Here is a 3,297-nt window from a genome sequence, read left to right on the forward strand (position 1 = left end):
TCGGTGGAAGAGGTGCCGTTGGAGAGTTTCCGCAAAATCATGGACACCAATTTTTTCGGTGCGCTACGTTGCATAAAGGCCGTGATACCGGGCATGCGCGAACGTCGGCACGGTTGCATCGTGAATATAACGTCTGTCGCCGGCCGAATAGCAATGGCTCCGCAAGCAGCCTACGCCGCATCCAAGTGGGCTCTTGAGGCGCTGAGCGAGTGTCTTGCGCAGGAAATGAAGGCGTTCAACGTGCGTGTGGCGATCGTTGAACCCGGTGTTATCGCTACACCAATCTTCGCCAAAGGAACGCCGCCGCTAAAGGATAGCCCTTACCCGCATTCCCGACGTCTAGCCGCTTTGTTCAACGCGTCACTTTCAACACCGACGTCGCCTTACGTCGTTGGAGAACAAATACTCAAGATCGTCGACAGCGACAGTTGGCAGCTTCGGTATCCAGTTGGACCGGACGCGGTGCCAGTTCTCGAGTGGCGAGCGAGCAAGACGGATGAGGAAATCGTCCGCCGTGGAGGAGCGAGCGATGAGGAATACAAAGCCGCGGTGAAACGGGAGTTCGGCTTGGACGTCAACCTTTAGAACCTGAGCGCAGCCAACTTCAACAAGGAGTGGAAACGGGCAGGTCCTAAGGCCTGCCCGTGCGGTAGGTGGCGCGAAAGAGGCCGGGGCCCGATCTCAAAGATTTCGAAGTCGTCGTTCAATCCAACTCGGTCTTGAGCAGGCCACCATGACCGCCACGCCTGATCCCGGCTCGGAGCTAATGGCAATGTCACACGACCAAATGACCCGAGCCGAGATCATCGGCGGGCTGAAGAAGCAGGGTTTTCTGATTGCCCAGGGAAAGAATATCGTGCCAACCGAGACCGGCCTGTCGCTGTTCGGCCAGGTTGATGGCGAAGCCGAAGGGGATCGAGGCCGCGTGGATTTTCTCGAACAAAGGCACGAAGCGCCGCAAGAGCGGTCGCAAGATCGCCGACAAGATGCTGAAACGAAAGATATCACACCTTTAGGCCCACGATTGCCGGATCACAACCGGTGTCCATCCGAAAATCTAAACTTAGGCGTAATAGTGATGAAATCCGGCAGGGATCATGTGAGCCAATGACCTCTTGGCGTGATGCCGCTCTCGGCTCTCAGGGTCGATGAGTGGAACTGGATGATCGACGTGAACATTCGGGGCGTCCTCCACGGCTAAGTTGGCGCGATGATCGCGTTTATCTGTTTTGTTCTGGCCGTGCTGCTGGCCTCGCCGAGTATGCCGTTCACGCGCTCGGCAACCGGCGCGTATTTGCGATCGTGACGGTCGATCTCCAGAAAGCCTGTAATCTTGCCCATTAAACCTGACGCCCCGAAACCTGAATCAACTCGCTGTAACCCCGGACCGTTATCGCAGATTGAGCCGCGATAATGCCCCATCTTAACTTTGTTTGAGCATGGCCCGACCGGAAAACCGGTGCCCACTTTTCCGGATCATGTTCACGCGCCGATCGCGATCTTGGGTTCGGCTGGCTCGCGCGATTTCATGTCGTTCAGCGCGCGGCGGAATTCAACCGGCATCACCTTGCGGAATTTCGGCAGCCAGGTCTTCCAGTCCGCGAGAATTGCCGCGGCGCGCGCCGAACCTGTCAGCTTCGCGTGCCGCGAAATCAGGATGTGCAAACGCTCGACATCGAAGCCGGTCAGGTTGGCGAACACGTCAACCTTGCCGTGCGCCTCGAGGTCGCCGGCGCGATGGAACGCGTTGGCGTTGACCATCTCTTCCGAGAGCAGCGGCTCCAGCTCGACCATCGCCAGATTGCACAGCATCGGAAAGCTGCCGTCCTCGTCGAGCACATAGGCGACGCCGCCCGACATGCCGGCCGCGAAATTGCGCCCGGTCTTGCCGAGTACCACGACAACGCCGCCGGTCATGTACTCGCAGCAATGATCGCCGGCGCCTTCGATCACGGCGATCGCGCCCGAATTGCGCACCGCGAAGCGTTCGCCGGCGATGCCGCGGAAATAGCATTCGCCCTCGATTGCGCCGTACATCACGGTGTTGCCGACAATGATGGATTCCTCCGGCACGATGCCGGAATTCCGGGGAGGCCGCACGATGATGCGGCCGCCGGAGAGACCCTTGCCGACGTAGTCGTTGCCTTCGCCTTCGAGGTCGAAGGTGATGCCGCGCACCAGCCACGCGCCGAACGCCTGACCGGCGGTACCCTTGAAGCTGACATGGATCGTGTCTTCAGGCAGGCCGGTGTGGCCGTAAAGCCTGGCGATGGTCCCGGACAGCATCGCGCCGGCGCCGCGATCGGTGTTGTTGATCTCCATTTCGATTTTGACTGGCGCGCCGCGGTCGATCGCCGGCTGCGCCTGCGCAATCAATTTACGGTCGAGCACGTTTTCCAGATGATGGTTCTGTCCTTCGGCATGGAATATCTTCTGACCGGGGGCTTCGTTTTGCTTGAAGAACAGTTTTGAGAAATCGAGGCCCTTGGCCTTCCAGTGCGCGACCAGCGCGTTTTGGTCGAGCATCTGGGTCTGGCCGACCATATCCTCGAACCTGCGATAGCCAAGTGCCGCCATGATTTCGCGGACCTCTTCGGCCACGAAGAAGAAATAGTTGATGACGTGCTCGGGCTGGCCGGTGAAGCGCTTGCGTAGCACCGGGTCCTGCGTCGCCACCCCGACCGGGCAGGTGTTGAGATGGCACTTGCGCATCATGATGCAGCCCGCCGCGATCAAGGGCGCTGTGGCGAAGCCGAACTCGTCGGCGCCGAGCAGTGCGCCGATCACCACATCGCGTCCGGTGCGGAAGCCGCCATCGACCTGCACCACGATGCGGCTGCGCAGCCGCTCGCGCACCAGCGTCTGATGAGTCTCGGCGAGGCCGATTTCCCAAGGGCTGCCGGCGTGCTTGATCGAGGTCAGCGGGCTGGCGCCAGTGCCGCCTTCAAAGCCCGCAATGGTGACGTGATCGGCCCGCGCCTTGGCGACACCAGCGGCGACCGTGCCGACGCCGATTTCCGACACCAGTTTCACCGAGACCAGACCGTCGGGATTGACGTTCTTCAGGTCATAGATCAGCTGCGCCAGGTCCTCGATCGAATAGATGTCGTGATGCGGCGGCGGCGAGATCAGGCCGACGCCGGGCGTCGAATGCCTGACCTTGGCGATGATCGCATCGACCTTGTGACCGGGCAGCTGCCCGCCTTCGCCCGGCTTTGCGCCTTGCGCCATCTTGATCTGCATCATGTCGGAATTGACGAGATATTCCGTGGTGACGCCGAAGCGGCCCGAGGCCAC

4 protein-coding genes and 1 pseudogene are annotated in these 3,297 nt (G+C 60.4%); 3 read left to right on the top strand and 2 right to left on the bottom strand.

Translation table 11 applies throughout. The annotated features are described in order from the left end of the window. The 3 genes and pseudogenes from VNX23_RS14925 to VNX23_RS14935 all read left to right on the top strand — a co-directional run. The coding region (locus VNX23_RS14925; RefSeq protein WP_325631226.1) for an SDR family NAD(P)-dependent oxidoreductase at positions 1 to 585 on the top strand (585 nt) is incomplete at its 5' end. Positions 586 to 733: 148 nt separating this feature from the next. Further along, positions 734 to 1,111: a hypothetical protein gene (locus VNX23_RS14930; RefSeq protein WP_325631228.1), complete on the top strand. Its 378-nt coding sequence runs from the start codon at positions 734 to 736 to the stop codon at positions 1,109 to 1,111. A 6-nt stretch (positions 1,112 to 1,117) separates the two neighbouring features. After that, positions 1,118 to 1,198, top strand: a pseudogene (locus VNX23_RS14935) (oxidoreductase); the annotation flags it as partial. Here the strand turns inward: VNX23_RS14935 and VNX23_RS14940 are convergent. Next, a complete protein-coding gene (locus VNX23_RS14940; protein ID WP_325631229.1) occupies positions 1,198 to 1,341 on the bottom strand; it encodes a hypothetical protein in 144 nt (47 codons plus the stop codon). The pseudogene VNX23_RS14935 and the gene VNX23_RS14940 sit on opposite strands and share 1 nt — an antisense overlap. A gap of 141 nt (positions 1,342 to 1,482) precedes the next feature. Then, positions 1,483 to 3,297, bottom strand: a 1,815-nt coding sequence (locus VNX23_RS14945; protein WP_325631231.1) for a glutamate synthase-related protein, incomplete at its 5' end; no start/stop codon positions are given.

It is taken from the genome of Bradyrhizobium sp. (assembly GCF_035570375.1).
Classification (GTDB): Bacteria; Pseudomonadota; Alphaproteobacteria; order Rhizobiales; family Xanthobacteraceae; genus Bradyrhizobium.